Raw genomic sequence first — 24,747 nt, forward strand, 5'->3', positions numbered from 1 at the left:
GTCACAGTTTAGCGTCTTATAAAGGCAAAGAGCGGGCATTGTCGCAAAATGCTGACGCAATGATGGGAGCTCGCAGTGTCGCCCGAGGTCGCAAAAATAATCCGCTTGATTTCTGTGGACGATAAGCGGGTTATGCTGTTCCAGCAACAGGAGTAACGGGAATGGCCAAAGGTCAAGTTAGAAGCAATAAAGAAGCCCGGAAACCGAAGAAAGACAAAGCAGGCGAGAAACCATCCTCGGCCCCGGGCATGCAGGTAAAAAACAGCGAAAGCACGATCAAGAAGAAGTAAGCTCGGTCTTGCTATGTGGAAGCGGCTTCAGCTCGTGGTGGCGGCGGGATGGTTGCGGCCGCCATCCCCGCACCATGCCGCGGCTCAATGCTCGATCGGCCAGGGCCAGCTGCTCCCGTAGATGACGAATGTCCTCGAGCAGGGTTGCAATCGCAGCCTTGGGGTCTTCGTCGTGCCAGGCCAGCACCGCCTCGACCTCCCAATCCACATCAATTGCCTTTCCGGGTTGCATCAACTGTCGAGCCTCAGGGACAGCTGCACGCCATTCTTGGCGTAAGGTATCGGCCGGCTGAGCTCGATACGCTTCTGCCACTCGGCGCGGCGCTGCAAATCACGCTCCCGCTGCGCCCTCAGCGCCGCCACCAGGGCCATGCTCCGCTCGATCACTTCCTTCGACTTGTTCATGGACGCCTCCATTTGTTCACTTTATGTTCTCATTCAATTAGCAAGGAGTCAAGGAAGATTCGAGAATGCCACTGATGGGACGCGGGGCGACCGGTCTGCGCTCGAAATAGGCGAAGTGCCGTCGTCTTCGTCTGTGCAGGCCGGCGGAAATGTGGCATAAGGGTGGCATGGCAATCAATGTCTTGGCAGTCCATCGCGACACTGTCGGGACGGAACAGGCGGCGGGCAATTCGCTTGCAGCGGCCTATTCCGTGGGCATTCTCTGCTGGCTGCTATCGGCCGGCGTCTATATTGCCGCGAAATGGGTCTCTTCCGAGATGCCGCCCTGGACGCTCTGTTTCTGGCGCGTGCTGATCGCCTGGGCGATCCTGATGCCGATCGTGCGCCACCATTTCGGCGACATGGTCGCGCTGGTGCGGGCTCGCCCCATCGAACTGCTCATCGTCGGCGGCATGGGACTGGCGATCTGCCAGGGCATGATCTTTGTCGGCCTGCAACATGCCGATGCGACCACCGCCGGCATCATCATCGCGCTGATCCCGATCATCACCCTCGTCCTTGCCCGATTTCTTCTGGCCGAGCCGATGGGACGCTGGCAGGTGATCGGTTCGATCCTGGCCTTTCTCGGGATCGTGGTCATCATCATAAAAGGCAGCCCGGCTGCGCTGATGCGCCTCGACCTTAACCCCGGTGAACTCTGGATCGTCGCCGGCGCCTTCTGCTTCAGCCTCTATACCGTCCTGCTCCGTCGGGCAAAATTCGACATAAACCGCCTGGCGCTGCTGGTGCTGCTGCTCGGTGCGGCTGTGGTGACGGCATTACCCTTCTACCTCTTCGAGCTTTTCTCCGACGAACGGTCGACGCTCAACGGCAGCGGGCTGATCGCGCTTGCCTATGTCGCCATTCCCGGCGGCGCGATCATGTATTATCTCTTCAATCGCAGCATCGAGGCGCTGGGCGCCGGCCGGGCCGGCATGCTCCTCTATATCCAGACGATCTTCATTGCGATACTCGCCTATCTGATCCTCGGCGAACAGCTGCACCGCTATCATCTCGAAGGTGCCGTGCTCATCATCGCCGGCCTGCTTCTCGTCATCCTGCTGAAGCCGAAGACCAAGGCGGAGGCGGCCAAGGCCTGAGGGCGAGTGCGGTGGCCGGGCTCCTCCGACTCAGGAAATGCTCCCTGCCACTTTCCCGATACCATTCATGGACATTCCGGCCGCTGTCCGCCTCGGGTTGACGCACTGGTTCGATATGCTTGAAATGGCCGGTGCCACGAAGCGAAACCTGGGCGAGAGAGATGATCACTGACATCGAGGACTTCTTCACGAAGGGATGCGGACGCTGCGAGCGCTTTGCAACGCCGGACTGTTCGACGCGGCAATGGATCGACGGTCTCAACGAACTTCGCCGGATTTGCCTCGCGGCAGGCCTCATCGAGACGGTGAAATGGGCGCATCCGTGCTACATGCACAGCGGCCGCAATATCGTCGTCCTCGGCGCCTTTCGCGGCGATTTCCGTGCGAGTTTCGTCAACGCCGCCCTGCTGAAGGACCCTGAGGGCGTGCTCGAAAAACAGGGGCCGAACACCCGGCATCCCGACATGATCCGCTTTGTCGATAATGCACAGGTGGCTGACATGGAGCCCGTCATCCTCGCTTACCTGAAGGAAGCGATGGGATATGCGGAGGCTGGCATCAAGCCGCCAAAGGAGACAAGCGAAATCGAATTGCCCGACGAGCTGGTCGAGGCCCTGGATTCCGATCCCGAACTTGCAGAGGCCTTTCACGATCTGACGCCCGGGCGGCAGAAAAGCTATGTGATCAATCTCAACGGGGTGAAGAAGTCAGAAACGCGCACGTCACGCATTGCGAAATTCCGCGATCATATTCTCGCGGGAAAGGGTGCAACGGAGCGGTGAAGCGGGTTCAGGAGCGGCTGGGAGCGGCGCAAAGCCAACGCTCTCGATGAGAGCCTACGCCAGAAATTCGGTTGAAAGCAGGCCCATCATAAGGTCGTCATGCCATTTGCCGTCTACAAAGGCGGTTTCCCGCTCCCGTCCCTCCACCACGAAACCGCATTTCTGATAGGCTCGGATTGCGCGTTCATTATAGGCAAGCACCCTTATTCCGATGCGATGGAGTTCCAGCTCGGTGAAGGCATGCCGCAAAAGCAGCCGGATCGCCTCGCTCCCCAGTCCCTTTCCAAGGAACGCCGGGTGATAAATGGCAATCGCCATTGATGCCCGCCGATCCTGGAAATTAAGGCTGTGAAGTTTGATTTCTCCGATCAGGCGCTCTTCGACATCGATCATCCAGGCGTAAGGATTTTTCGCCTGGCCCTGCGCCCATTCTTCCGCCGCATCTCTCGTCACTGGTTTTACATCCGACCCGCTCACTCCGAACATTTTCGCAATGTCGACATCCGTTCCCAACGAAAACCGAGCCTTGGCATCATCAGGCGAAGCGGGCCTTAATCGCACCCCAGCACCTTCCAGACAAACCATGGATATCATCCAATATCAAAGCCGATCAGTTGCACCAATTTATGCGAAACTCGTTATGGGGCAATGACCACTTGGCGCGCAGATTTAAGTCGCTCGCGTCAACGACGTTCACTCTCCAAGATTTCGCTGAAAAAATGCAACCACTTCGGCATTGAACGTCCTGTGGAAAGCCGCCCGGTCAAAGCCGGGCGCGTCGATGCACGCTTGCGAAGACGTATCGATCTTTGGGCACATCGTCAGAAACGACATATGGACGGCCTTGGGCACAATCCTGAAGTCAGGCTTTTTCGGGAGTACATGGATAAGCGTCGCAACATCTTCCGGTGATGCCCCGCCGCCGCCGCCAAGCTCCGATCCCCAGACTTGAAGCGGAACTGTGACATCTTTCACACTGTCTGTCGTCTGAAAGACAATACTGAGAGGCTCCGCGACCACCATCGCCCTGATGCGGTGATCATGCGTCAACGTCTGGAGTATCGGCGATGGCCGCGGAGGGCGGGCTTGACTGGTCTGCGGACAACCGACTGCTTTCGGATCGGCGCAACGTGACGGCAATTTGCTGAAATCCGGATTTGCGCCGGCAAGAACAAGACCCGTGTAGCCGCCCTGAGAGAAGCCATAGAAACCGATCCTTTGCGGGTCGATCCTGGCGGAATCCCGGAAGTCGGTGAGCATGAAATCAATGGTTCGCTTGATATCGGCGGGTCGCGCGATCAGCACGCTCAAACCATTCGCCCGGCTCATGTCGGCGTAATTTGCGTAGGGATGATTGATAGCGACCACGACGAAGCCGGAATCGGCCAAGGCCTCGGCCGTGTCGTGATGGCCAAGGTACCAGCCGCCATAGCCATGCGAGATGATCACGAGCGGCAGGCTTTCTCCGGCAATCGGGCAATCCGGGACTGCCGGAATTGTGAGCGCTCTGATTTGCACGTGTTCCGGCGCTCTGGCACACGGCGACCACATTACAGCATCGATTGGCGGATCATCCTGTCCGCCGGGGATATGAAGATATTTCATGCCTGCCGCCTGCGCAGGCGATAGAGCGAGATAAAAAGCGACCGCGAGAGCCAAGCATATGCGTGTCATGGCGATTGTTCCGACGTGAGAGAAATTGTCCGGCAACTCGGCCTTTTGCCGCGCGGCCCGGGTTGAAAATGAAAAATTCAGCACCCCTGCTTCACTACCTTGCAATAACAGGTAGCGTGCTATAAACAGTCTGTAAATACGGGAAATGACATGGCCGACTCTATTCAAGTTCAACTGAGAAAAGGCGCACTCGATCTGTGCGTCCTAGCCGTGCTGTCACGGGGAGAGAGCTATGGCTATGAGATCGCCAGCACCTTGGTCGCGGCTGTCGGCATGGGCGAAGGGACGATCTATCCCCTGATGCGCCGCATGCAGAATGATGGCCTTGTGGCCACCCGCCTTGTCGAATCCAGCAGCGGGCCGCCGCGAAAATATTATCGGCTCACGCCGCTCGGCCAGACCGTTTTCGAAGCGCACCGCAGCGACTGGCGCTCCTTTGCGGCCGCGGTCGATAAACTTCTTGAGGATTTATCATGACCAAGGATGTCTTTCTGAACACGCTGCGGCGTGGGCTTGGCGGCCTTCCAACCGAAGAGATCGAAGAAATCATAGCTGACTATTCGGACCATTTTGCCGAGTCCGCGATGCGGGGACGCAGTGAGGCGGAGGTGGTCTCAGCGCTCGGCGATCCCGCAAGGATCGCGCGGGAACTGCGGGCAGACATTGGACTGAAACGTCTCGAAACACACTGGAGCCTGTCGAACCTCATCGCTGCGGCCATCGCACTGGCGGCACTGGCGATCGTCGATATCCTCTTCCTGCTGCCGCTGCTGATGCTGGCCATACTGCTGGCAGCTGGGCTTGCAGTTGGACTCGTGGCGATCGGCGCAGCGGGATTGAAGGTCATCGTCACGGCTTTGCTCTCCTCCCAAGGTGACACATTGACCGCTCTGCTGGCGCGCCTGTGCATCGGCGCTGGACTTGTGAGCGGCTTCGTCGGAGGCGGCGCTTTACTTCTGATGGGGTTGGGAGCTGGTATCCGCGCACTTGGTCACTACGCACGACTGCATTTCCGGCTGGTCGAACCGGATCGACACGGCAACTGACATTTTTAGCAGGTCATCGAAGGAACGAGACATGGGACGGACAATGGCATTCATCGCAACGGGTGGCCTGTTTGGTGCCGCCGCCTTTCTAACACTCGGAACCATTCTTTCCGGGTCCGGCTGGGCCAGCGCAGCATATTTATGGAGCGGAAGCTCGACATGCGGACCCACAAGCGGCACCCAGCAGCAGGTCGCGCTGCCTTTTGTTGCGGGAGACAGGCTGGTGATCGCCCTGCCCGGCTCCATCCACTATCAGCCAGGCGAAAAGGCAGAGGCCATCATCAGTGGAGATTCAGTGCTGCTCAGTCACCTGCGCATTGAATCCGGCCGACTTGGCCTCGATTGCGAGCCCGGCTGGTCCTCGCCGCAGCTCGATGTCAAGTTGTCGGGACCAGCAATCGCCAGATGGGACTTGCTCGGCAACGGCGACCTGACCCTGTCGCAGATCAATCAGCCGGAGCTGCAGGTGAACATCAAGGGCAGCGGGAATTCCACCGCGAGCGGAATTGCAGACGCAGTCAATCTCAGCATTTCCGGCTCGGGCGACGCCCGGTTCGAAGGCCTGACCGCAAAGTCGGCAACTGTGAAAATCCGTGGGAGCGGCGATGCAAAGGTAACCGCACAAGCAGATGCGGATGTTTCGATTTCCGGCAGCGGCAATGTCGAGTTATCGGGGCATCCGGCGATGCGACGCGCGGAAATCAAGGGTAACGGTCGCATTGTGCAGGTACCGTGAACCACAAGGACGGCAATCCGGCTCGGCGGGTCAACAGCCGCGCACCCTGAACCAGGTTCCAAACCTTGTGAAAGCCTGGGCAACTTAATTCTATCTGTGCGAGGTGCGATAGCCTCAATGATCGCAAACGGTCGCAATCCAGCCTTCGCTCACCTCAACAAAGAATCGACTCTTTTCTAAGACTTTCGGCATTTCCGTGCTAAGTGCGCAGCTTGAAACAAAGACGGAGATTTTCGCAAGCATGATTGAACTGACCCCATCGCAGATCGCTGGACTGAAACTCGCCCAGCAAGGGGACCTATATCCGCAGTCGCCGAAGAAATGGACCCACGAGAACGCGACTGTGACCTTCGCGAAAACCGACCGCTGGAAAGAACGCCCGCAAAAGATAAAATCTGTGAGCGACGCCACATTAAGCCAACTGACGGAGACTGGCCTTCTAGACCGGCGCCACCTGGATGACGACGCTGCAAAGGACGTCTACGGTATAACGATGGCCGGGAAGATCTGGCTGTTGCAGAACAAGTAGATTCCGACCTATCTCGTTTTCTTCGGCGAATGGCCGGCATTCCTTATTTAGGGAACAAGAAAGTTACGACAGCCCGAACGCCCCAGCCGTCCGGGCCGTTTTCAGGCGAATCCGCCCAGTAACGCGCGCCTAAGCCAAAGCTCACAGGCTGTTCGCCAAACTTCACGACCTTCGAGACCTGAAAGTTGATCGGGACCGACCACTCATCGTTTTCCCAATCGTAGGTGCTTTCCGTGTTCAACGAGAAAGTCCACGCCTCCGGCGTCGTGTAGGAGATGAAGGGTTGCAGGAATGTCGAGCTGACGTCGGCCCTGGCACTCTGCCCGGCAAACGACCACACATGGTTCGCCAGTATCCCTAGGGTCCATGGTCCTTCCTGCTTGAGCGCCACTCCGGTTGGACCCGCGCCCCATTTTCCGCTTCCGAGAAGCTCGTCGGTCCCTGTGGGAAGCAGGAACGCTGGGCCAACGCCCCAAATGATACCACTCTCAGTTGGTTTGGCGGGCGAAAGGAAGAAGCTCTGCAGCGTGTCGCCGAAGCCGAACTGTTCCCCTGACGGTCCAGCGATATCGTTTTGCCAGGTCACAGGCAGGATCGTTCGGGAAATCAGGTTCCAGTCTTCGTTGAGCGAAAACGGAATCACCGGCTGGATATTCATCGTGGCGTGGTTGCCGTCGCTGGGTCCGTACCCTTGGTCATAGTTGAACTGGAATGGGACGCTGATCAGCGAGGCAATCGGGTTTGAGAGTTTCTTCGCGAGCTCCTCGCTGGATTGGGCATGTGCCGAAGCGGCAATCGATGTCAGAAGGGCGGCGTATCTCAACAGCTTGAGAGAACCTGAAACCACAGCCATGCTCCTATCCGAGTGTCATTGTGGCGAACCCGGCGGGGCCACGCTGCCTCCGGTTGCGTTCTGCACAATGATTAAGATGTCGCTAATGTTGACGCAAGTGCATGGCGGCAACACATGCCGCAAAATGGCCCTTCTCATCGACGCTGACATGAGCGCCATTGGACCCAGTCTGACATCAGTCTCAACCGGCAGATCGAAAGCTATGCTTTAGGCTTTGCATCATTTCAACGCAAATCGGCATCAGCTTCCCATATATCTGATAAAGTAACGTCTGGCATGTAGCGCTTGGGCATGGCCGCTTTTGACTGTCTATAATTGAATTTTTGCTCGACTGTGCGAGCGTGATACATCTGCCCGGTCGGACTATAGTTTCTGACAGTACGAACAAATTTACCTGTTGCGGCGGAAACCCATATATCGATCGGAACCATTGGCCCCTCCTCGGTCATCCACGCTGAGTAGTGAATTTCCTTCACTGTCGCCGAATGTCGAACGCAGATATGAAACATGGCACCTTGAGGTGTTATAGGCAGTTGCATCCGTAGATCGTGACGGCTCCACTCGCCGCCGCTTCGCTTCAGATACAAAGCGTTGTCGACAACTCTCGCCTCCTCGCTGATGGGGTTGAGCTTCCCGTCGTTCACAGCTTTGATCCTATAGCTGAAACGTGAGGTGCCGACGGTTCGCTCAAATGCTGCATTGACTTCAGCGCAGGCATCATCGAGCGGCGCTGGTCGCCTGTCGACAGGCGCCGAAAGTACAGCTTCTTCGGCATTTGCGCCTATACAGGCGGAGAACAACGCAAAGGATGAAATCACAACTGTAATCGCGGACGAAATCCACTTTGGAACGCATCTCGTATTCATTCTCATCTCCTCAACCAATGCGAGAATAAAGACGATGATGGTGCGATGTCAAATGGGTGCGGCAGTCCACGTGCCGCGAAGACAATAGTTTGCTATCCGAGAATCCTGACGCCATAGCTTCTGGCGTCAAGCCGCCTTCGCTCTCACGCCTTGGCCGAGATAGCACTCAGTTCCTCGAGATCCAGATCCCGTTCCAGTTCGTGCAGCGTCTCGTCATCTATATCGCCGGCGCGATGGAGCCGCAGAAGTTCGCGGCGCCCGGTCGCGACCGCTTCGAGGACGACGTCGAAATGGGCGTGGAGTACGGGCGAGTATTGTTCGGTGCGCGCGGCATAATCGACGATCGCAACCGCCCGGCGCTGATATCGCTCCAGCAATTGGGGATGGATGAGCTTTCCCTCCCCATCATAGGCAAGATTTTGGACGGTCGCGAATTGCGCCTGGGCCATGGCGGCTTCGGCCTGGCTCATCGTGAGGCGCGCCTTTTCCGTATCCGCTTCGGTCAGCCTTGCCCAGGTGATCACGCGCCCCAGCGTCATCCCCTGGACGAGCACCGTTCCGACAATGACCGCAAACGACGTTACCAGGATGAAGTCGCGGCCGGGAAAGCCTTCGGGCACGCTCAGCGCCAGGGCCAGTGTGACCACGCCGCGAACGCCTGCCCAGCTTATGACGGTTACGCCGCGGGCGCCGAGCGGCTTGTATCGGCGAAGCCCCAGACCATTGCAAAGTTTGATCACGAGGTCGGATCCGAAGACCCAGGCGAAGCGCGCGAGGGTAAGCGCAATCAGGATCGCCAGTATCGGCAATCCCATCGTGGCGGCCACGACATCAAAGCCGCCTCCACGCTCGACGACGCCGCGCAGCGACAGGCCGATCAATATGAAGACCGCGGCTTCCATCAGAAAAACGATCACGTCCCAGAACGACGTGCCGCGCATGCGCGTAGAGGCAGTGAAGACCGTGTGCTGGTGCCAGCTCATGATCAGGCCGGTCGTGACAGTCGCGATGACGGCGGAAACATGGAGCTGCTCGCCGAGCAGATAAGCGGTCCAGCACAACAGGGTCGAGGCGGCGATCATCAGATATTCGTCGCCGAGACGACGGACGAACAGGACCCAGACCGTCCCGACCACGATGCCGACAAGAGCGCCGCCCACCGCCAAGACCAAAAAGCTTCCTGCCGCATCCGCGGCGCTGAAAGCACCGGTGACAGCGGCGGCGACGGCAAAACGGAAGAGCACCAGGCCGCTGGCATCGTTGAGCAGGCTTTCCCCTTCGAGCAGGATCTGCAGGCGCCGGGGCAATTTTACCCGTTCCAGGACGGCGCGGGCGGAAACTGCGTCGGGCGGCGAAACGATCGCGCCGAGTGCTGCACACGCCGCCCAGGGCAGCGATGGAAACAGGAGATGAGTCACCACGGCGACGGCAGCGCAAGTGAAGAACACCGCGCCGATGGCAAGCGAGGCAATGCCGATCAAATGGCGGCGCAGTGGTCGCAGCGCGATGGACCAGGCTCCGTCCATGAGCAGCGGCGGCAGGAACATGACGAGGACCAGATCGGGGTCGACTGTAATGGTGGGCAGACCCGGCAGGAAGGCAAGCAACCCGCCGCCTGCGAGCAGCGCCACGGCTGGCGGCAGACCCAATCTATGGGCGGCATAATGCAGGGCGATGATCGCCACAAACATCCCGATAACCAGCTCGAACAAGTGTGTTGGGTCCATGCGCCTCTGCCCTGATAGGAGGTCTGTTATACTCGGCTTTATTACATGTTGTGATCGGTCTTATTACAAAGTGCGTTTGATCGAAACGCAATTGCCCAACGACGCTATTGGACCGGAGCCAGCGGAAAATGCCGCCTCGAGCCGGCGTCGCTCGAGTTACCAACCGAATAGTCGGTCTTGATTATCCGTTGTCGTGGCGGTTGAGCACGACCGCAAATGGCGCAAACTTGGCGAGGCGGCACTACGCCTTCAGCGATTATTGGCCGGATAGCTCTGCCAGCACTAGTGCGTCTGCGTCGGCCACGCTGACATTGCCGTTTCCGCGAGATCATCCAGCTCGGCTTTCGTTGCCCCGTCATGGGCCTGGATGCCGATACCCTGAACGATGGCGACATAGAAGCGCGTGAGGCTGGCAATCTTTGCCGAAGCAGGCAGTTCACCCCTATCCCTGGCCGCGGTCAGACAGGCGCCGATAACGTCGAGCCAATCGCGCCTTGCTTTTCTGATGGCGCCGACGACAAGGCTCGGCATGTCCTCGTCCACCAAAGCCAGCGTCGTCCAGCAGCCGACCGGATGCGATGCACTGTCCGTCATAATGGCGACGAGGGCTTCAAACATGTTCCTCAGCCCCACGCGGGCCGGATCGCCTTTGTCGAGATGCGCCCAAAGCAGGTCCTGGGTTGCCTTCATGTAAAGTCCGACGGATTCCACGAAGAGTTTCTCCTTGTTGCCGAAAGCGGCATAGAGGCTCTTCACGTCGATCCCCATGGCTTCGCAAAGTTCCGGCATCGACGTCGCATGATAGCCGTTTGCCCAGAACACCATCATGGCGTCCTGCAGCGCCTTATCGCGATCGAATTGTCTTGGGCGACCTCTCGGCATCCAGCTCTCCTGCGTGTTCCCAAAAAATATTCAGTGATCGATGAATAAATGAGTTGACGACCAAAATCAATGTCGCTAGGAATTATTCATCGTTCACTGAATAAATCAAAACGAATCCGACAACCCCTGCCGGCGTCGCCCGGCCCACCTGAGAAGAAGATCACCATGTCTAAAATCGTTCTCATCACCGGCACTTCGAGCGGCTTCGGCAAGGACACCGCGCTAACCCTCAAGGCCGCCGGCCATCGCGTCTTCGGCACGATGCGCGGCATCAATGGCAAACATGCAGAAGTCGCCCGCGAGTTGCAGGCGAAGGGCATCGAACTGATCGAGCTTGACGTCACCGACGACGCAAGCGTCGATGCCGCGTTCAAGAGCCTCTTCGAACGGACGGACGGCAAGCTCGACGTGCTGGTCAACAATGCGGGCCGGATGGTTCAGGGCGTTTCGGAGGCTGTCACCACCGAGCAGACCCGCCAGATGTTCGACGTCAACGTCCTGGGTATCCAGCGCGTGCTCCGCGCGACTCTTCCGCAACTTCGCAAGAACGGCTCGGGCCTCGTCATCAACATCGGCTCGATCCTCGGCCGCGTGACCATTCCTTTCCTCGGCCTCTATGGCGCGACCAAATTTGCGGTCGAAGCGATGACGGATAGCTATCGCTATGAACTCTCGCAACTCGGCATCGATGTCGTGCTGGTTCAGCCGAGCGCATATCCGACCAGTCTCTATGAAGAGATCGGCGCCAGCGATGTGAGTCGCGAGCATGAATATGGCGCGGTCGCCGACGTGTCGAAGGCATTCAACACTTATATTTCCGGCCTGCTTTCCGGCCCGGACGCCCCCAACTCGCATGATGTTGCCGAAGAAATTGCCAGGCTGACAGTGACGCCTGCCGGTCAGCGTCCGGCGCGCGTCGTGGTCGGCAATGGATTTGGCGCCGACGCCATCAATGCCGCCGTTGCCCCGATCCAGAGCGGCATGATCAACGCCATCGGCATGGCAGCCCTCGAAACATTGAAAGTGGCATGAACCCAGGTCCCGGAAGGACGGCGGCGTGAGCACCCGTCCTTCCGTGCCGACGCCTGATGTATTTGTCCAATGGAGAAAAGCGTGATGGATAAGCGCTTGCTGATACTAGCCCTAGGAATGTTCGCTCTGGGAACGGACAGTTTCGTGATGGCCGGCATATTGCCGGAGATCTCCCAGAGCTTTGACGTGCCGATCGGGGTCGCCGGGCAGGTCACGACGGTCTATGCCGTTACCTATGCGCTCTTGGCGCCGACGGTTGCCGCGATTGCAGCGCATGTTCCGCGCAAGACGCTGCTGCTGCTCAGCCTTGCGACCTTCGTGGTGGCGAACCTTGCGACCGCGATCGCCCCGACCTTCGGTATTGCCCTGGCAACACGCGTTCTCGCAGGCCTCGGAGCCGCGATGTTCGCGCCGACGGCGACCGGCGCTGCCGCAACCATGGTCGCACCGGAAAAACGCGGCTTTGCGCTCGCCGTCGTGATCACCGGCCTGACGGCCTCGACCGCGCTCGGAACGCCCATCGGCGCGATGATCGGCGGATTCGGCGATTGGCGGCTGACCATGGTGTTCGTCTCGGCCCTCGCTGCCGCTTCGGGGCTTGGCATCTGGGCGCTTCTGCCCCATCTTCCGTTGCCGCCGAAGATCACTCTTGCACAGCGCGTGGCGCCCATCCGCGATTCACGAGTCGCTCTGACGCTGCTGACCGGTCTCGTCTACCAGACAGGGCATTTCATCAGCTACACCTACTTCACCGTCGTCTTCGACGGCGTGCTCAATCACAATTCCCTGCTGATCGGCGCAATGCTGGTGCTCTGGGGAACGAGCGGCATGGTGGCCAACCTGATCGCCGGTCGCCTCTCCGATACGATTGGTAACCGCAAGGTCATCTTCGGAGGCCTGATCGCCCTGACACTGACGATGGCCCTGCTGCCGCTCGCCAGCGTCAATATCTGGACGAGTGCGATTGCGGTTGCCGTCTGGGGCGCTGTTGCCTGGGGTCTTCTGGCGCCGCAACAGCATCGGCTTGTCGCCGCCGCCGCGCATTCTGCCCCTGTCGTCCTCGGCCTGAATACATCGGGCACCTATCTCGGCGTTACCGCTGCGGGGGTCGTCGGCGCGCTGGCAATTCCGGCCGTCGGCGCCCACAACCTCGGCTACATCGGCGCTATCTTCGTCATCGTCGCGCTTGTCCTGGCAGAGCTTGCGACGCTTCGCATCGATGCGGCCAATCGCAGGCACCCCGATGAATCCGCAGCATCAGCCTGATGATGCGGCGACGCACCACGACTTCACGGAATTGACAGCAGGCAACGGCAGCGTCGTCGCCTGCAAACCAAGAGAAGGAAAATCTCATGACCCAGAATGAAAAGGCTCGCCAGTTTTCAGCCTTGCACGTCAAAGGCAATCCACTGCAACTCTTCAACGCCTGGGATGCGGGCAGCGCAAAAGCCATTGCTGCTGCCGGGGCGCCGGCGATCGCGACCAGCAGTTGGGCGGTTGCGGCAGCCCTTGGATATCGCGACGGCGAGGATCTTCCGCTTCCTCTTGCCCTGGAGACGATCGGTCGAGTCGCTGCCGCGGTCGAGATTCCGGTTTCTGCGGATTTCGAAGGCGGCTATAGCGATGACGACGCCACGCTGGCCGAGAATGTCGCCCGGCTTCTGGACACCGGCATTGTCGGCATCAATTTCGAAGATCGCATCGTCAAGGGTTCGGGACTCTATAGCAGAGAACGCCAGGCCAAGCGCATTGCAGCCATTCGCAAGGCGGCGGACCGAAGAGGCGTCGAGCTGTTCATCAACGCCCGGACCGATTTGTTTTTCGAGCATTTCAAGGATGCAGAAAATTTCGTCGACGAAGCGGTCGACCGGGCAAGAGCCTATGCTGAAGCCGGCGCATCGAGCGTCTTTGTCCCCGGCCTCGTTGACGACAGGCTGATCGAACGGGTCGTGAAGGGATCGGTTCTGCCGGTCAACGTCATGGTCATGGACGGTGTATCGACCCCTGACCGCCTGGCCGCTCTTGGCGTTGCACGGATCAGCTTCGGCAATATTCCGTATGTGGAAGCGATGGGGGCTCTGGGGGCCGCTGCCAAGCAGGTCTATTCGAGCTGACGACAAACAATGGGAAGGCGGTCAGCAGTCCGGACCGCCCTCCCATATGGATCTTCAGCGGAGGCGATGACTGCTTCCGGGGCCGAAAGCGGACAACAGCTTTCGCATTTCACTTTTTTGGGCTTGCAAGCCAGTCTTGCCAAAATTCGCGCTGTCGTTCGACAGATGACGGGATAACGTCCGCTGCCTCGGCAAAAATCTCAACAAGCTCTTCTGCGCGGTGACCCTTCTTCAACTTGTACGCCTTTAAGCCCCTTCCCATGTCACGGGCCATACCGGAAGGGTAGACGTTCAAGCTGGCTCCATAGCAGAATGGGATCAGGCCATCGGTCGCCATCATATTTCGCACGACGCAAAGTGCTTCGAAAAAGTCGGAGGCCGTCGCTTCTAACCGGCGGTCGCGGTATTCGCATTGGAGGCGACAATTTGGATACTCATCGATAAGGTTGAAAAGAGCGACTTCATCCTCTCCGCCGCCAATCAGATGTAATTCGACCTGCTTCATTGCACTCTTCTTCTCTCGTATTTGAACCAAGTCGTATTCAGGCCCCAAGCAGCCAAAGCCGGCCGCATTCCCAGCCAGTCCTCAAGCGAGTTGAGCCCGGAACGCCGCGCATCTTTCCCTGTAGTCCGGCGCCGAAAAGAAATCGCTGCCGACGACGAATGTGTCGGCTCCGGCATCCGCAATTGTACGGATGTTTCCAACCTTGACGCCGCCATCGACCTGAATTCGTGCCGCCCTGCCCGCATTGTCGATAAGCTGTCTTGCCTTTTCGATCTTCGGCAACGCGGCGGGAATGAGTGACTGTCCCCCGAAGCCAGGATTGATGGTCATCACCAGCAACATATCGATATCGTCCATCACATACTCGATGGCTTCGACTGGCGTCGAGATATTCACCGCGAGACCTACTTCGCATCCGAGCGACCGTATTCTCACAAGCGCTCGCTGGACGTGGCTTGTTGCTTCGAAGTGAATGGTGATGCTGTTTGCTCCCGCCTCGGCACAATCTTCGACGAGCCGGTCAACGTCGTTCGCCATGATATGCACGTCCACGAAGCCGGAGAAACCGTCGCTTCTTAGCGATTTCAGGAGAGGCGCACCGAAAGAGAGATTGGGAACGAAAGCGTTATCCATCACATCGAAATGAATAAAATCACCTCCGGCTTCGAGGGCCGCATGGCATTCTTCAGACAATCTTGCAAGGTTGCAGGCGAGTATCGAGGGAGCGATACGGGCGGGCATTTTCATAGCATCAATCCAACGCAGCGAATCCAATAGGTTAACAATACGAATTCCGAGAAGAGGCGCAACAACCGTAGATTTTCCCGGATGACCGCCAGCGTCATTGATTAAGCGGGATGGCAAGAGTAAATTTTGACAAGCAGCAGATGCCGGAGGGGCGACGTGAGCTGCTTCGCCAGGGCAAGTCCCGAAAACGACACCGGACCGATGATCGACAAGACCGGAGCCGCCCCCGATCTGATCCAACCTGACTGATCTGAACGGGCGAGCCGTCGTGGCTCTGCGCAATGGAGGGCGTCGGCATGGATTTTCCCGTACCTGATAACGAGAGTGAACGCTTCGCCGCGGTGCGTGTCTATGAGGTATACGGCACCGGTCCCGAACCGGCATTCGACGATCTCACCGACCTTGCCGCCCTGATTGCCGGTGTCCCGATCGCGATAGTCAATATCGTCGGCGACACGAAGATATGGCTCAAGTCCCGTCACGGCGTTCCACCCGGCATCGAGGAACTGCCTCGCGGCGGCGTCTGCTGCGCTCACGCGATCTGCCGCAGCGACATGCTGGTGGTTCCTGACACCCACGCCGACGACCGCTTCAAGGCGCTGCCTTTCATCGCGACCGAACCTTTCGTCAGCTTCTATGCAGGCATGCCGTTGATCGATTCAGGCGGTCGTGCGCTCGGAACACTCTGCATCATGGACCTTGCACCACGCGAGCTTGGCTTCGAGGCTGCCGAAGGCATCCGACGCCTCGCGCGGCAGACCATCGCCCAGCTCGAACTGCGCCTGAAGCTCGCCGAGGTCTTGCGATCGCAGCAGGCGCTGGCCGCCGAAAAGCAGCGCTCGGACAGCCTGCTCCTCAACATCCTGCCGCCCAAGATAGCTGCTGAACTGACGGAAAATGGCCGTGTCGAACCCCGTCACCACCCGTCCACGACGATCCTCTTCACGGATTTCGTCGGCTTCACCACGTCTGCCGCCGAACTCTCACCCCGAGCGTTGCTTGATGACCTCGACATGTATTTTTCCGAATTCGACAACATCGTCGCGCGGCATGGACTGGAAAAGCTCAAGACCATAGGAGACTCCTATATGTGCGCCGGCGGCCTGATGCTCGGTCGCAAGGACCATGCGGTGCGCAGCTGCCTTGCCGCTCTCGAAATGCGGCGCCTCGTCGTGACCTCGAACGAGCGCTGGACTGCGACAGGGCAACGGCCTTGGCACCTTCGCATCGGCCTCAACACCGGCAGCGTGATGTCCGGCATCGTCGGTCGGAAGAAATTCAGCTACGACATCTGGGGCGACACGGTGAATATCGCGGCGCGCATGGAGAGCACGGATGAAGCAGACCAGGTGAACATCTCCGAAAGCACCTACCAGCACGTAAAGTCCTATTTCGACTGCACGCCGCGAGGCGCCCTCGATGTGAAAAACAAGGGCAAAATGACAATGTATTTCCTCGACCGGCTGAAACCTGAATATGCGAAGGATGCAGAGGGTGTGGAGGCAAACGAGCATCTGAGGAGAACGCTCGCTGGCAGCTCGGTCGCCTGGTCCCTGCACTGAGAAACCGCATTTCAGTGCGGCATGCGACGGGAAGCTCGGCACGCAGCCTAGTCTCTCCCCACTGGATATGCCGGTGGCCTGGCTCTATATACCCACGAGTGGGTGGGGAGATTGATTTTATGAGCATTCTAAAATTTGTCGCAGCGATAGGTCTCACGGGCCTTTCGCTTGCGGGCTGTGTTGACAGTGCAAGCTACGGCGACGGCGGATATGCCTATGGCAGCGGCGTATATATCGGCGGCTACGACGGCGGATACGACAGGTACTATGGCGGGTATGACAATCCATACCGCTACAGGCGCTACGACCGCTACCCCGGTCGCGACTGGGATAACCGGAACGACTATCGCCGTGGGAACGATTATCGCCGGGGAAACAACGACTGGCGGGGGAACAACGACCGGCCGGGACAGGGCGGCAACTCCGGCGCAGGACGCCCAAGCGGCCCGCGTCCTGATCGCCCATCCAATCCGGGTCCGGCAAGAAATTACCCGATCGGGCCCTATAGCCCCAACTCCTGTGGCGGAGCCCTCGATTGCACCGGGATTTCAACGCGCGGGTCCAATCGGTAATTGAATGGGGTGCGCTTTCGTCGATCGCAAAGCGCACCCGCATATCCAAGAAACAATGATCCGGCCTAGCTTGATGATGCGATAGATTCGCACGCGGGACGTCCAATGCTGGCGTCCCACAAGGCAAGAATTCCACGCCGGCTGCCTAGTAGCACAACCAGATTGCCCTCGTGCGCGGAATCCGGGAATTAACATTCCTCTAATATTCGTATAGGTTCGAAATTCAGGGCACTGTTTGCCCTGATTCGTCACCAACGATTGGTCGGGTCAATCGTTCGTGGCTGTGCTTAGTCGGCGAGCCGCATCGCATGCAGGCGTCTGTCTGCTTGCCGATGTGGTGTGCGAGAGAATGGGGGTTCTTCGCCGTGATCATTTCCTATCGGCATAGCTTTACCTTCCTGCATTGTCCAAAGACTGCGGGAAGTTCGATAAATGTCGCTCTGGCGCCATTTCTCGGTCCGCGGGACATTCTCCTGGGTGCCCAGCGGGAACGGGAAAAGGCGGCAATCAAACTCAACCTTCGGGCCCGATGGGATGCCTTTCGATGTAGGCCGGACAGGATAGGATCAATTGTCGTTGCAAATGCCCGCCGGCAACGCAGCGTTCTGTCATTCCAGGACAGGCTCTATGAGCCTCATTTCGGACAAGTCACCGACCATCCATTCGCTGAGGAGGTGCGGCGTTTCGATGAGGCGGCCTGGAATCGCAATCTCAAATTTTCCTTCGTGCGAAATCCCTATGCACGGATGGCGTCCTTCTATTTCTACCTCACCGGCCGGCCAGGTTACCCGGACATGTCCTTCTCGCAATTCGTTCCACGGCTGATTGCAGGCGAAGGCCGTTTGAGCAAGTGGCAACGGCTGGTGAGCACGTGGCCCATCTACACGATCAATGACCGGGTCGCCGTTGATTTCATTGGAAAGTTCGAGCAGCTGCCGAGGGACTTCGCGGAACTGTGCGGGCTGCTCGATCTGCCCGTACAAGAGCTTCCGCATGCCAAGGCGGCCACTCAATACGACTACCGCGAATTGTATGACGAGCCTACGCGTGTGCTGGTCGAACGCGCCTGCGAGAAGGAAATAGATCACTTCGGTTATCGCTTCCAAACCTTAGAGACAACCACGCGCAAAACTCTGCCAACTTTGTCGACTGAAACCTCCGAAAGGAAAATCATGCGTAAAATCCTGATCATGGGCTTACCTGGTTCCGGCAAGACGACACTCGCAAAGGCGCTGGTTCCCCGGTTGAGCGCGGTTCATCTGAATGCCGACGAGATAAGGGCGAACATCAACAAGGACCTTTCCTTCTCGGTACCGGACCGTGTCGAACATGCCCGTCGGATGGGCTGGCTCGCAGACAAGATTGCCGCTTCAGGATCTTACGTCATCGCCGATTTCGTGTGCCCAACACCGGAAACACGCGAGGCCTTCGGAGATGCAGCCGTCATTTGGGTCGATAGGATCAGGGAAGGCCGATTTGCCGACACCAACAAGCTGTTCGTCGCGCCTAACCATAGCGACATACGCGTCACCGCCGAAGGCAGCCCGGAATACTGGGCCGAGCAGATATGCGGAATGCTGCGGCCGGTTTTCGACCCGAAACGCCCAACGGCCTTGTTCGTCGGGCGTTACCAGCCCTTCCATGACGGGCACAAGGCATTGATCGAGGAAGGGATTCGCCGTGTGGGCCAGGCCTGCATAGCGGTTCGCGATACCGGCCAGCTGGACGAAAAGAACCCCTATGGCTTCGAACATGTCCGCAGCCGGATCGAGGAAGGCCTGCGCCATTATCTCGGCCGGTTCACAGTCGTCCAGATCCCGAACATCACCGGGATCTACTACGGGCGGGACGTCGGATATGTCGTGGAACGGATCGACTTGAACGATGAACTGCACGCGATTTCAGCGACCAAGATACGGAAGTCGGTCTTGTTGAATGGCGATCCAAAAGGAGTTCCGGTTTCACCGAATGCCTAGAGGCCTTTTGGTCACCCCCACCCATACTTCGGGTGTGGGTGACCGTTTTCGGGCGCCGATTACGGACGCTGAGCCTCAAACGACCCTAATGCTAATCAATTGCTTCCCCGCCAAAATCGGCCTCCTCATAGTCTATCACGTCCCAGTCGGTGAATTTCACAAGCTGGTTGTAAACTTCTCGGACATTGTTTGGCGACGTCGACACAGAGTAAAGAATGAACGTTTCTCGGAAATCGTCACTAATTTCGGCAATTGGCCGAAGGGCAGAAAGGAGCTGAAAAAGTTCGTCTTTTCGAAGGTCTGTTCCTTCGTCGCGAATCCTTCGAAATATGAACCGAAAGGTTGAATTGCCGGACTTTCTGACTAATCGTTTGAAAACGGCTTGCCCCTGTTCCAGAGAACATTCAATGATGTCACCTTTAGACATTCCAACTACAAAAAAGGGGCATGCGCTAATTCGGAAAAGGCCGTCCTGAAGCTTCTGACAACCAAGCAATTCAAAAGAGTAGCCATGCCAATCCGACGGCTCTAAGTTGAAGCGAACTACCTCACCGCCAGTCATACGCAAGCCTCCAACGCCCCAAATCAGTTGGTCGAGCCGCGAATAGCCACTATCCTCCGCGATCGTCAACGTCCCGCGCTATTAGGGTACAGGCCATCTTCGCAAAGTGTAAGTAGCGGCGCCCGCCATACCTGGGGTGGCGCGCCCCATGATCGGATGCGACCCGTCCCATCCTCACCCTGCGATGATGGTAGTAAAGTGAGTTGATCAAATGACCATCGAAGAAACTGCTCAAGTCGACTTTATAAGTAAAGGATCCTCTGGGGAGATTTGGCTCACAATCAGCGATCACTTACCCTGGACTGAGAACGAGGGCTATCACCTCGAATTGCTTCAGGATAAGCTGAACGCGTACTTGGAATTTATCGAGATTGGTCAACTTTTGAAAACAAAGCCGGAATCTAGCGGCCTTCCCATCATTATAAATCTTGTCGCAAAATATCCCCTTAGCGGTGAAGCTGCGAAATTTCTCGGATTGGCCGATCGCTTCATTACCGATGCTGGTTACACATTGCGATTTGAATTAGTCCAGCCAAACTAGCCGAACCAAATCACTCCCACCCGTGCCATTTATTAGGAGGAAGTGACCGCTATCGGCCCGAACCAGACATGATATCGATAAGTCGCTTAGCTACCCTGTGAGGTCAAACATGTCCAAAGTTTATGATGACGAACTGGAAGCCATTCGGAAGAGGAGCGAGTTGGCATCGAGAGGCCCATGGAAATCGTTCGTCGAGGGCCGTGACCATTTCAGCGGATCAAGTTTCATCATGACCGGTCCCGAAGGCAGCCGAGGCAGCGACATCGACTTATCCGGTGCGACCGTTGCGGATCAGGATTTTATCGCGGGCGCTCGCCAAGACATCCCTCGGTTGCTTGCCGAAATCGACAGGCTTAGGGCCGTTCTTCAAGAGAAGGAGTGAGGCGAGGCCGCTGTTGGCGCTTTGCTGCCACCCCTGTGGCTAGGGTGGGGGGTGGTAGATACAGACGATGGCAGCGCTTGACTCACTCTCTCGCATGGATGACTTGATATCAATCAGCCATCAGCGCTCCGAAGAAAAGATGACCTCGCTACCCGGTTTCGATCGAATGTCAAAGGTGCGCAAAATCGTTGCCTTCACTCTCAGTTGCGCCGGCCTTGTCCTTGCAGGTTGGCTCGGCTTTCACCTGGCCGGCATTATCGCCATGACGCTCTCCGCCCCGCTTGGAGCGCTCGGTGGTCTGGTTCTGGGATGCATGCCGCTGGTGGATATTCTTGAAATCGTCGGCAGTCTTATTCGATAACGTTTCCTTTTTGCCGGAATAAGCCGCCCTTTGATACTCGATTAAGTGGGGGTGGCTTAGATCACGATCGCCATGGCCGAATGGGACCCCGTTGTGAATGACGTTCCGTGGGCGTAGAACGCCCTTTGACCGCCACACCTGCAGCCCAAAGGCGCAACCAACTCAACGCGACGGCACGGCCTTGAGATAGGCAGCAATCGCCTCGATGTCCGCCTTCGGCAGTTTCGCGATATTCTGCTGTACCTCTGCCATCTGCCCGCCGGCGGAATCGAAGTCCGGGGTGAAGCCCGTTTCCAGATAGTTGGCGATATCGGCCTCGCTCCAGTTGCCGATCGCTTTCGAACCCGGGGTGATATCGGGAATGGTGCCCTTGCCTTCCGGGTTCGGCGCGCCGGCCAGCCACTTGTCCTTCAGGAAGCCGCCGAGCGCGTCGCGGGGCGTATGGCACTCGCCGCAATGGCCGGGGCCCTCGACCAGATATTGGCCGCGCTTCAGCTTGTCGTCGGCATTGGCGAGGGTCACGCGGGGCGCATCGTTGAAATAGAGGAATTTCCAGCCGCCCAATGCCAGGCGGATATTGAAGGGAAAGGGCAGCTCGTGTGGCGGCGCGACATTGCTGCTTTTCGGCAGGGTCTTCAGGAAGCCGAAGAGATCGTTGACATCCTTGTCGCTCATGCGGGCATAGGAGCCGTAGGGAAAGGCGGGATAGAGATGCTCGCCGTGCTTTCCGACGCCGCGCTTCATGGCATTGCCGAAATCGGCCAGCGTCCAGCCGCCGATGCCGGCCTGTTCATCCGGCGAGATATTGGGGACATGGAACGTGCCGAAAGGGCTCTTCAGCGCCAGCCCGCCAGACAGGACTAGCTTGGCATCTCCCTGCGCACCCGCCGCCGCATGACAGCTGGTGCAGCCGCCGGCCCAGAAGACCATCTCACCATTCTTGACGTCGGGCGCTCCGAGATTTGCCCAATGGCTTTCCGGCAGCGGCGACGGCGCCGTGATGAAATAAAAAGCGGCAAAGCCGATGATGGCAATGCCGATCAGACAGAGCAGCCATCTCACAAATCTTGCGACCATGCTCTCATCATCCCCGATGCGCCAGAAGCGTCAGATAGTAGAAACCGCATCGGCGGCAAGGCCGACGCGGTTTCCGCAATTCAAGACTGGGAAGGACCTACCGCTTAGTTCTTGGTGATGCGATAGGCCTGATGACAGGCGCCGCAATCAGCACCGAGCGTCTTCAGGGCCTCGCCCACGCCAGCCTGATCGGCAGGAAGGGTGGCCAGCGCCGTTTCGGCATCGGTCGAAAGCTTGGCAGCCTTGGCCTTGAAGTCGTCCATATTGTCCCAGAGCTTCGGATTGACTTCGGGATCGGTCTTGTCGCTGTTGGGGCCGAACTGGTCGGGGAAAGCCTTGGCCGTCTCGGCGATCGTCGTCAGGGCAGCCTTCACGGCATCGGCGTCGTAGGGCTTGGTGCCCTTGGCGACGGCACCCAAAGTGCCTGCAGCTCCGCCGATCTTCTTCATCATTGCAATACGGGAATCATGCGTGCCATCCGCCGCAACGACGGAACCAAAGGCCACACCGGCAAACACCGTTGCGGCCACAATCGCCTTCCAATTCATAATCCCACTCCTGTAAATCGCCGCGGATGCGGCTGGCGCCTATTCGCGGGAGCATATTGGACGAACTTCATGGCGGCAATGAAGTCACAAAATGGTGAGAAGGCAATAAAATCAGTATCATATTTCCTTCAAGAAATGCCGGGATCGGAACGTGCGGGTCTCACCGGGCGGCAATTTGGAGCCTTCAAGCTGCGCCTGAACCGGTTGACGATCCGATTCACCAGGGACAGTCCATCTCCTTGATTTCCTTGACGTCAGATTGCTCGCCAGCCATGCCAGAGGCCAAAGAGCGATACGAGGACCAACAACAGGCCGGCGGCTCGCCCAACGATGACAGTCGCCTTCGGGTTGGAGATCAGAAAGGAGCGGCTACGCCCAGCCGTCACGGCCAACGTGCCATAGATGGCGAACTGCGTGCAGACCGTCATCAGCCCCATGATCAGCCCCTGGACCCAGATGGGGCCATAGGCCGGCTTCAGGAATTGCGGATAGACCGCAAGCATGAAGAGATAGGCTTTCGGATTCATCAGGCAGGTTATCGCGCCGCGGCGGAACGCACGCCATGAAGTGCGGCTGCCATCCGGTCCGCCGCCGTCGACGGTGATCGAGCTGCGGATCAGGCTGATTCCGATCCAGGCCATATAGAGCGCGCCGACAACAAGCAATGGATTGAAGAGCCAGGGAAGGAAGCTTGCAAGCAGGCCGATGCCGAGCGCGCCGTAGAGCGCATGCACCGCCCCACCCGCCATGATGCCCGCCGTTGCCGCCATGCCGGCGCTGCGGCCGCCGGTCAGCGAACTTGCCAATACGAAGAGCATGTCCATGCCCGGCACGATGATGATGCCGAAGAGAAGAATGAAGTAGAGCCAGAGGTTTTCGCTGTAAGCCATGTCAGTTGCCCATCGTCAAAAACGGCCGATCCATTGGGGATGCCATTGATTTTCAATTCGATAAGCGCTCCTATAAACCAGCCCAACTGACAGGGTATTGTCAGTAGCGTGGAAGTGGGAGCTCACATGCGCAAGGCGTCGCGGCTGTTCGAGATCATCCAGATCCTGCGTCTGGCGAAGAGGCCCGTCACCGCAGCTATCATCGCCGAACAGCTGGAAGTGACGGTGCGGTCGGTCTATCGCGATATCGTCGCGCTGCAGGCCATGCGCGTGCCGATCGAGGGCGGCCGGGGCATCGGCTATATCCTTAGGCCTGGCTTCGACCTGCCGCCGCTGATGTTCTCGATCGAGGAGATGGAGGCGATCGTGCTGTCGCTGGCGCTGCTTGAGCGAACCGGCGACGGCGAGCTGAAGCAAGCGGCCGCGCGCATCGGCCAGAAGATCGCCGGCGCTGTACCGCCGCCCTTGCGGCAGGCGATGGATGCGAAGGCGCTCTATGCCTGGGGTTCGATAGCGCCCTCGCCCACCGCGGATCTTGCCTCCGTGCGGCGTGCCATCCGCGACGAGCAGAAGCTCGATATTGCCTATCGCGACGAACTCGGCCGGGAGACTCAACGCGTCATCCGACCGATCGCACTGATCTATTATTCCCAGACCGCCAATGTCGTCGCCTGGTGCGAGTTGCGCGAGGCGATCCGCAATTTCCGCAGCGACCGGATCGAGGCTTGCGAGGCCACCGGGCAGTTCTTCAAGGGTGACGGCGAGCGGTTGCGGGCGCTCTGGGTCAGCGGATGGGAGATCAATGCGGGGCGACAGGCGGGGTAGAACATTTCCGCATAATCGTCTTCCGGTCCGAAGCGGACCTCCCATTTCACTGAGTGGGAAATGTAGTTTTTCTCGCGACGAACAAGTGGTATATTTTAGATCTTTCTTATGTAATCGCATTGGT

Annotated in this window: 31 protein-coding genes; 17 read left to right on the forward strand and 14 right to left on the reverse strand. The window is 58.3% G+C overall.

Going from position 1 to position 24,747, the window contains the following annotated elements:
* The first annotated feature begins 161 nt into the window (after nucleotides 1-161).
* Nucleotides 162-290: a hypothetical protein gene (locus EV561_RS38380; protein WP_281024702.1), complete on the forward strand. Its 129-nt coding sequence runs from the start codon at nucleotides 162-164 to the stop codon at nucleotides 288-290.
* Here EV561_RS38380 and EV561_RS03520 read toward each other — a convergent pair.
* Together EV561_RS03520 and EV561_RS37050 are read right to left on the reverse strand one after the other, a co-directional pair.
* Nucleotides 277-522 carry a hypothetical protein gene (locus EV561_RS03520; protein ID WP_132517625.1) on the reverse strand — a complete coding sequence of 82 codons (246 nt, stop codon included), beginning with the start codon at nucleotides 520-522 and terminating at the stop codon, nucleotides 277-279. The two genes, EV561_RS38380 and EV561_RS03520, sit on opposite strands and share 14 nt — an antisense overlap.
* Complete coding sequence (locus EV561_RS37050) at nucleotides 522-695, reverse strand: hypothetical protein (protein ID WP_165927740.1); 174 nt, start codon at nucleotides 693-695, stop codon at nucleotides 522-524. Before EV561_RS37050 ends, EV561_RS03520 begins: the two co-directional genes overlap by 1 nt.
* A gap of 167 nt (nucleotides 696-862) precedes the next feature.
* On the opposite strand from EV561_RS37050, the gene EV561_RS03525 reads away from it, so the two are divergent.
* Nucleotides 863-1,834 carry a DMT family transporter gene (locus EV561_RS03525; RefSeq protein ID WP_132517627.1) on the forward strand — a complete coding sequence of 324 codons (972 nt, stop codon included), beginning with the start codon at nucleotides 863-865 and terminating at the stop codon, nucleotides 1,832-1,834.
* 161 nt (nucleotides 1,835-1,995) lie between these two features.
* Complete coding sequence (locus EV561_RS03530; protein ID WP_132517629.1) at nucleotides 1,996-2,616, forward strand: YdeI/OmpD-associated family protein; 621 nt, start codon at nucleotides 1,996-1,998, stop codon at nucleotides 2,614-2,616.
* 54 nt (nucleotides 2,617-2,670) lie between these two features.
* On the opposite strand, the gene EV561_RS03535 is transcribed toward EV561_RS03530, so the two are convergent.
* Complete coding sequence (locus EV561_RS03535) at nucleotides 2,671-3,210, reverse strand: GNAT family protein (protein ID WP_348633723.1); 540 nt, start codon at nucleotides 3,208-3,210, stop codon at nucleotides 2,671-2,673.
* Between the two features lie 99 nt (nucleotides 3,211-3,309).
* Nucleotides 3,310-4,221, reverse strand: coding sequence for an alpha/beta fold hydrolase (locus EV561_RS03540; protein ID WP_245512575.1), 912 nt, complete (start codon nucleotides 4,219-4,221; stop codon nucleotides 3,310-3,312).
* Nucleotides 4,222-4,440: 219 nt separating this feature from the next.
* Between EV561_RS03540 and EV561_RS03545 the strand changes: the two genes are divergently transcribed.
* The 4 genes from EV561_RS03545 to EV561_RS03560 all read left to right on the forward strand — a co-directional run bounded on the left by EV561_RS03545 (nucleotide 4,441) and on the right by EV561_RS03560 (nucleotide 6,601).
* Entirely contained in the window at nucleotides 4,441-4,767 is a 327-nt protein-coding gene (locus EV561_RS03545; protein ID WP_132517635.1) for a PadR family transcriptional regulator, read from the forward strand.
* Nucleotides 4,764-5,336 carry a DUF1700 domain-containing protein gene (locus EV561_RS03550; RefSeq protein ID WP_132517637.1) on the forward strand — a complete coding sequence of 191 codons (573 nt, stop codon included), beginning with the start codon at nucleotides 4,764-4,766 and terminating at the stop codon, nucleotides 5,334-5,336. The genes EV561_RS03545 and EV561_RS03550 overlap by 4 nt, the downstream gene beginning before the upstream one ends.
* Nucleotides 5,337-5,367: 31 nt before the next feature.
* On the forward strand, nucleotides 5,368-6,072 hold the full coding sequence (locus EV561_RS03555; RefSeq protein ID WP_132517639.1) for a DUF2807 domain-containing protein: 705 nt from the start codon (nucleotides 5,368-5,370) through the stop codon (nucleotides 6,070-6,072).
* 241 nt (nucleotides 6,073-6,313) lie between these two features.
* Nucleotides 6,314-6,601, forward strand: coding sequence for a hypothetical protein (locus tag EV561_RS03560; protein WP_132517641.1), 288 nt, complete (start codon nucleotides 6,314-6,316; stop codon nucleotides 6,599-6,601).
* A 43-nt stretch (nucleotides 6,602-6,644) separates the two neighbouring features.
* On the opposite strand, the gene EV561_RS03565 is transcribed toward EV561_RS03560, so the two are convergent.
* The 4 genes from EV561_RS03565 to EV561_RS03580 all read right to left on the reverse strand — a co-directional run bounded on the left by EV561_RS03565 (nucleotide 6,645) and on the right by EV561_RS03580 (nucleotide 10,929).
* On the reverse strand, nucleotides 6,645-7,454 hold the full coding sequence (locus EV561_RS03565) for a transporter (protein WP_245512576.1): 810 nt from the start codon (nucleotides 7,452-7,454) through the stop codon (nucleotides 6,645-6,647).
* A gap of 224 nt (nucleotides 7,455-7,678) precedes the next feature.
* Entirely contained in the window at nucleotides 7,679-8,320 is a 642-nt protein-coding gene (locus tag EV561_RS03570) for a hypothetical protein (protein WP_132517643.1), read from the reverse strand.
* A 143-nt stretch (nucleotides 8,321-8,463) separates the two neighbouring features.
* Nucleotides 8,464-10,047, reverse strand: a complete 1,584-nt coding sequence (locus EV561_RS03575) for a Na+/H+ antiporter (protein WP_132517645.1) — start codon at nucleotides 10,045-10,047, stop codon at nucleotides 8,464-8,466.
* A 282-nt stretch (nucleotides 10,048-10,329) separates the two neighbouring features.
* Nucleotides 10,330-10,929, reverse strand: coding sequence for a TetR/AcrR family transcriptional regulator (locus tag EV561_RS03580; RefSeq protein WP_132517647.1), 600 nt, complete (start codon nucleotides 10,927-10,929; stop codon nucleotides 10,330-10,332).
* Between the two features lie 165 nt (nucleotides 10,930-11,094).
* Between EV561_RS03580 and EV561_RS03585 the strand changes: the two genes are divergently transcribed.
* The 3 genes from EV561_RS03585 to EV561_RS03595 all read left to right on the forward strand — a co-directional run bounded on the left by EV561_RS03585 (nucleotide 11,095) and on the right by EV561_RS03595 (nucleotide 14,075).
* Nucleotides 11,095-11,961 (forward strand): SDR family oxidoreductase, encoded by an 867-nt coding sequence (locus EV561_RS03585; RefSeq protein WP_132517649.1) that lies wholly within the window; start codon nucleotides 11,095-11,097, stop codon nucleotides 11,959-11,961.
* A gap of 84 nt (nucleotides 11,962-12,045) precedes the next feature.
* Nucleotides 12,046-13,227: an MFS transporter gene (locus EV561_RS03590; protein WP_132517651.1), complete on the forward strand. Its 1,182-nt coding sequence runs from the start codon at nucleotides 12,046-12,048 to the stop codon at nucleotides 13,225-13,227.
* Between the two features lie 86 nt (nucleotides 13,228-13,313).
* A complete protein-coding gene (locus tag EV561_RS03595; protein WP_132517653.1) occupies nucleotides 13,314-14,075 on the forward strand; it encodes an isocitrate lyase/phosphoenolpyruvate mutase family protein in 762 nt (253 codons plus the stop codon).
* A gap of 109 nt (nucleotides 14,076-14,184) precedes the next feature.
* Here the strand turns inward: EV561_RS03595 and EV561_RS03600 are convergent, their stop codons facing one another.
* Nucleotides 14,185-14,580, reverse strand: a complete 396-nt coding sequence (locus EV561_RS03600; protein WP_132517655.1) for a hypothetical protein — start codon at nucleotides 14,578-14,580, stop codon at nucleotides 14,185-14,187.
* 81 nt (nucleotides 14,581-14,661) lie between these two features.
* Nucleotides 14,662-15,567, reverse strand: coding sequence for a ribulose-phosphate 3-epimerase (gene rpe / locus EV561_RS03605; RefSeq protein ID WP_281024703.1), 906 nt, complete (start codon nucleotides 15,565-15,567; stop codon nucleotides 14,662-14,664).
* Between the two features lie 56 nt (nucleotides 15,568-15,623).
* On the opposite strand from rpe, the gene EV561_RS03610 reads away from it, so the two are divergent.
* From EV561_RS03610 to EV561_RS03620, 3 genes are all read left to right on the forward strand, one after another.
* Nucleotides 15,624-16,889 carry an adenylate/guanylate cyclase domain-containing protein gene (locus EV561_RS03610; RefSeq protein WP_165927741.1) on the forward strand — a complete coding sequence of 422 codons (1,266 nt, stop codon included), beginning with the start codon at nucleotides 15,624-15,626 and terminating at the stop codon, nucleotides 16,887-16,889.
* A gap of 119 nt (nucleotides 16,890-17,008) precedes the next feature.
* Nucleotides 17,009-17,461 carry a hypothetical protein gene (locus EV561_RS03615; protein ID WP_132517659.1) on the forward strand — a complete coding sequence of 151 codons (453 nt, stop codon included), beginning with the start codon at nucleotides 17,009-17,011 and terminating at the stop codon, nucleotides 17,459-17,461.
* Nucleotides 17,462-17,793: 332 nt separating this feature from the next.
* Nucleotides 17,794-19,437 carry an adenylyl-sulfate kinase gene (locus EV561_RS03620; RefSeq protein WP_245512587.1) on the forward strand — a complete coding sequence of 548 codons (1,644 nt, stop codon included), beginning with the start codon at nucleotides 17,794-17,796 and terminating at the stop codon, nucleotides 19,435-19,437.
* A 91-nt stretch (nucleotides 19,438-19,528) separates the two neighbouring features.
* Here the strand turns inward: EV561_RS03620 and EV561_RS03625 are convergent, their stop codons facing one another.
* Nucleotides 19,529-19,999, reverse strand: coding sequence for a DUF4265 domain-containing protein (locus EV561_RS03625; RefSeq protein WP_132517663.1), 471 nt, complete (start codon nucleotides 19,997-19,999; stop codon nucleotides 19,529-19,531).
* A 211-nt stretch (nucleotides 20,000-20,210) separates the two neighbouring features.
* Here EV561_RS03625 and EV561_RS03630 point away from each other — a divergent pair, with 211 nt between their 5' ends.
* The 3 genes from EV561_RS03630 (at nucleotide 20,211) to EV561_RS03640 (ending at nucleotide 21,283) form a co-directional block, all read left to right on the forward strand.
* Complete coding sequence (locus tag EV561_RS03630; protein ID WP_132517665.1) at nucleotides 20,211-20,540, forward strand: DUF6572 domain-containing protein; 330 nt, start codon at nucleotides 20,211-20,213, stop codon at nucleotides 20,538-20,540.
* 109 nt (nucleotides 20,541-20,649) lie between these two features.
* Complete coding sequence (locus EV561_RS03635; protein WP_132517667.1) at nucleotides 20,650-20,922, forward strand: hypothetical protein; 273 nt, start codon at nucleotides 20,650-20,652, stop codon at nucleotides 20,920-20,922.
* A gap of 139 nt (nucleotides 20,923-21,061) precedes the next feature.
* Nucleotides 21,062-21,283: a hypothetical protein gene (locus EV561_RS03640; RefSeq protein WP_132517669.1), complete on the forward strand. Its 222-nt coding sequence runs from the start codon at nucleotides 21,062-21,064 to the stop codon at nucleotides 21,281-21,283.
* A 162-nt stretch (nucleotides 21,284-21,445) separates the two neighbouring features.
* Here the strand turns inward: EV561_RS03640 and EV561_RS03645 are convergent, their stop codons facing one another.
* The 3 genes from EV561_RS03645 to EV561_RS03655 all read right to left on the reverse strand — a co-directional run bounded on the left by EV561_RS03645 (nucleotide 21,446) and on the right by EV561_RS03655 (nucleotide 23,798).
* Nucleotides 21,446-22,360 (reverse strand): cytochrome c, encoded by a 915-nt coding sequence (locus tag EV561_RS03645; protein ID WP_132517670.1) that lies wholly within the window; start codon nucleotides 22,358-22,360, stop codon nucleotides 21,446-21,448.
* 104 nt (nucleotides 22,361-22,464) lie between these two features.
* Complete coding sequence (locus EV561_RS03650; protein ID WP_132517672.1) at nucleotides 22,465-22,908, reverse strand: cytochrome c; 444 nt, start codon at nucleotides 22,906-22,908, stop codon at nucleotides 22,465-22,467.
* Nucleotides 22,909-23,162: 254 nt separating this feature from the next.
* A complete protein-coding gene (locus tag EV561_RS03655) occupies nucleotides 23,163-23,798 on the reverse strand; it encodes a LysE family translocator (protein WP_132517674.1) in 636 nt (211 codons plus the stop codon).
* Nucleotides 23,799-23,924: 126 nt separating this feature from the next.
* Between EV561_RS03655 and EV561_RS03660 the strand changes: the two genes are divergently transcribed.
* Nucleotides 23,925-24,623 carry a YafY family protein gene (locus EV561_RS03660; protein ID WP_132517676.1) on the forward strand — a complete coding sequence of 233 codons (699 nt, stop codon included), beginning with the start codon at nucleotides 23,925-23,927 and terminating at the stop codon, nucleotides 24,621-24,623.
* Nucleotides 24,624-24,747 lie beyond the last annotated feature (124 nt).

Source organism: Rhizobium sp. BK376, assembly GCF_004341625.1.
In the GTDB taxonomy this organism is placed as follows: Bacteria; Pseudomonadota; Alphaproteobacteria; order Rhizobiales; family Rhizobiaceae; genus Rhizobium.

Bases quoted from the DNA above. Each gene is read 5' to 3' on its own strand.
- EV561_RS38380 (WP_281024702.1), top strand. From the start codon at position 162: ATGGCCAAAGGTCAAGTTAGAAGCAATAAAGAAGCCCGGAAACCGAAG.
- EV561_RS03520 (WP_132517625.1), bottom strand. From the start codon at position 522: ATGCAACCCGGAAAGGCAATTGATGTGGATTGGGAGGTCGAGGCGGTG.
- EV561_RS37050 (WP_165927740.1), bottom strand. From the start codon at position 695: ATGAACAAGTCGAAGGAAGTGATCGAGCGGAGCATGGCCCTGGTGGCG.
- EV561_RS03525 (WP_132517627.1), top strand. From the start codon at position 863: ATGGCAATCAATGTCTTGGCAGTCCATCGCGACACTGTCGGGACGGAA.
- EV561_RS03530 (WP_132517629.1), top strand. From the start codon at position 1,996: ATGATCACTGACATCGAGGACTTCTTCACGAAGGGATGCGGACGCTGC.
- EV561_RS03535 (WP_348633723.1), bottom strand. From the start codon at position 3,210: ATGATATCCATGGTTTGTCTGGAAGGTGCTGGGGTGCGATTAAGGCCC.
- EV561_RS03540 (WP_245512575.1), bottom strand. From the start codon at position 4,221: ATGAAATATCTTCATATCCCCGGCGGACAGGATGATCCGCCAATCGAT.
- EV561_RS03545 (WP_132517635.1), top strand. From the start codon at position 4,441: ATGGCCGACTCTATTCAAGTTCAACTGAGAAAAGGCGCACTCGATCTG.
- EV561_RS03550 (WP_132517637.1), top strand. From the start codon at position 4,764: ATGACCAAGGATGTCTTTCTGAACACGCTGCGGCGTGGGCTTGGCGGC.
- EV561_RS03555 (WP_132517639.1), top strand. From the start codon at position 5,368: ATGGGACGGACAATGGCATTCATCGCAACGGGTGGCCTGTTTGGTGCC.
- EV561_RS03560 (WP_132517641.1), top strand. From the start codon at position 6,314: ATGATTGAACTGACCCCATCGCAGATCGCTGGACTGAAACTCGCCCAG.
- EV561_RS03565 (WP_245512576.1), bottom strand. From the start codon at position 7,454: ATGGCTGTGGTTTCAGGTTCTCTCAAGCTGTTGAGATACGCCGCCCTT.
- EV561_RS03570 (WP_132517643.1), bottom strand. From the start codon at position 8,320: ATGAATACGAGATGCGTTCCAAAGTGGATTTCGTCCGCGATTACAGTT.
- EV561_RS03575 (WP_132517645.1), bottom strand. From the start codon at position 10,047: ATGGACCCAACACACTTGTTCGAGCTGGTTATCGGGATGTTTGTGGCG.
- EV561_RS03580 (WP_132517647.1), bottom strand. From the start codon at position 10,929: ATGCCGAGAGGTCGCCCAAGACAATTCGATCGCGATAAGGCGCTGCAG.
- EV561_RS03585 (WP_132517649.1), top strand. From the start codon at position 11,095: ATGTCTAAAATCGTTCTCATCACCGGCACTTCGAGCGGCTTCGGCAAG.
- EV561_RS03590 (WP_132517651.1), top strand. From the start codon at position 12,046: ATGGATAAGCGCTTGCTGATACTAGCCCTAGGAATGTTCGCTCTGGGA.
- EV561_RS03595 (WP_132517653.1), top strand. From the start codon at position 13,314: ATGACCCAGAATGAAAAGGCTCGCCAGTTTTCAGCCTTGCACGTCAAA.
- EV561_RS03600 (WP_132517655.1), bottom strand. From the start codon at position 14,580: ATGAAGCAGGTCGAATTACATCTGATTGGCGGCGGAGAGGATGAAGTC.
- EV561_RS03610 (WP_165927741.1), top strand. From the start codon at position 15,624: ATGGATTTTCCCGTACCTGATAACGAGAGTGAACGCTTCGCCGCGGTG.
- EV561_RS03615 (WP_132517659.1), top strand. From the start codon at position 17,009: ATGAGCATTCTAAAATTTGTCGCAGCGATAGGTCTCACGGGCCTTTCG.
- EV561_RS03620 (WP_245512587.1), top strand. From the start codon at position 17,794: ATGTGGTGTGCGAGAGAATGGGGGTTCTTCGCCGTGATCATTTCCTAT.
- EV561_RS03625 (WP_132517663.1), bottom strand. From the start codon at position 19,999: ATGACTGGCGGTGAGGTAGTTCGCTTCAACTTAGAGCCGTCGGATTGG.
- EV561_RS03630 (WP_132517665.1), top strand. From the start codon at position 20,211: ATGACCATCGAAGAAACTGCTCAAGTCGACTTTATAAGTAAAGGATCC.
- EV561_RS03635 (WP_132517667.1), top strand. From the start codon at position 20,650: ATGTCCAAAGTTTATGATGACGAACTGGAAGCCATTCGGAAGAGGAGC.
- EV561_RS03640 (WP_132517669.1), top strand. From the start codon at position 21,062: ATGACCTCGCTACCCGGTTTCGATCGAATGTCAAAGGTGCGCAAAATC.
- EV561_RS03645 (WP_132517670.1), bottom strand. From the start codon at position 22,360: ATGGTCGCAAGATTTGTGAGATGGCTGCTCTGTCTGATCGGCATTGCC.
- EV561_RS03650 (WP_132517672.1), bottom strand. From the start codon at position 22,908: ATGAATTGGAAGGCGATTGTGGCCGCAACGGTGTTTGCCGGTGTGGCC.
- EV561_RS03655 (WP_132517674.1), bottom strand. From the start codon at position 23,798: ATGGCTTACAGCGAAAACCTCTGGCTCTACTTCATTCTTCTCTTCGGC.
- EV561_RS03660 (WP_132517676.1), top strand. From the start codon at position 23,925: ATGCGCAAGGCGTCGCGGCTGTTCGAGATCATCCAGATCCTGCGTCTG.